Annotated in this window: 1 protein-coding gene; it reads left to right on the plus strand. The window is 66.9% G+C overall.

The genetic code is table 11. From position 1 onward, the window contains the following. Positions 1–933, plus strand: a 933-nt coding sequence (locus tag I6F47_RS20360) for a hypothetical protein (protein ID WP_197184464.1), incomplete at both ends; no start/stop codon positions are given.

Raw genomic sequence — 933 nt, forward strand, 5'->3', positions numbered from 1 at the left:
ACCACGAGTTCGCAGGCACCGAGCATGAGTCCGACGCGCTGGCGCTGTGGAAGGAGTACGGAGCACGCTCCAGCAAGGACGACCCCAAGCAGTACGACTACAAGTGGCGCTCGTTCGGCGGGGGCAGCGGTGCGCCCACCACGCTGCGCTGGTTGCTGAAAATCTGCGGGCAGGCCAAGCGCGAGAAGGACCACGAAGGGCGCCGCGCCGCGCTGGACGAAGCCAAGGAACTGATCCAGTCGCAGACCGACAGCCTGAAGTTGGGCGGAAAGGAGGTGCTGGAGAAGCTGAAGCTGCTGATCCCTGACGACCCGCTGGTGCGCACGGAGATCATTGGCGCCTTCCAGGCGCGCTACAAGGCCCTGACCAAGACCAACATGCCCATCACGCAGGCGCGCGCCCTGCTGGTGGGACCACGGGCGGCCACGGTGCAGGCCAAGCGGCCCTTGACCGAGTTCGGCAACGCCGAGCGCATGCTGGACCGCTACGGCGACGGCCTGATGTTCGTGCCCGAGGTCGGAACGTGGTTCATCTGGACCGGCGTCTACTGGCGCCGCGCGGTGGACGTGGAAATCGAGCATCTGGCGAAAGAGACCATCCGCGCCCTGGTCAACGAGGTCGAGGAACACGAGGAACGCGCCGAGTTCTTCCAGTTCTGCGCCCTGAGCCAGCAGGCCAGGATGGTGAGCAACATGGTCAAGCTGGCGTCCAGCGATCCGCGCGTCGCCGTGCCGGCTGCCGAGCTGGACAAGCACAGCCACTACCTGGGCGTGCGCAACGGCGTGGTGGACTTGCGCACGGGCGCGCTGCTGCCCCCGGACCCAGACCTGCGCATCACCTTGGTGGCGGCCTGCGACTTCGACCCTCGGGCCAAGGCGCCGGTGTTTGAGCGCACCATCTCCGAGGTGTTCTCGGGCGACGAGGACATGGTGG

It is taken from the genome of Pseudoalteromonas sp. NZS37 (assembly GCF_015864265.1).
GTDB classification, from domain to species: Bacteria; Pseudomonadota; Gammaproteobacteria; order Enterobacterales; family Alteromonadaceae; genus Pseudoalteromonas; species Pseudoalteromonas arctica.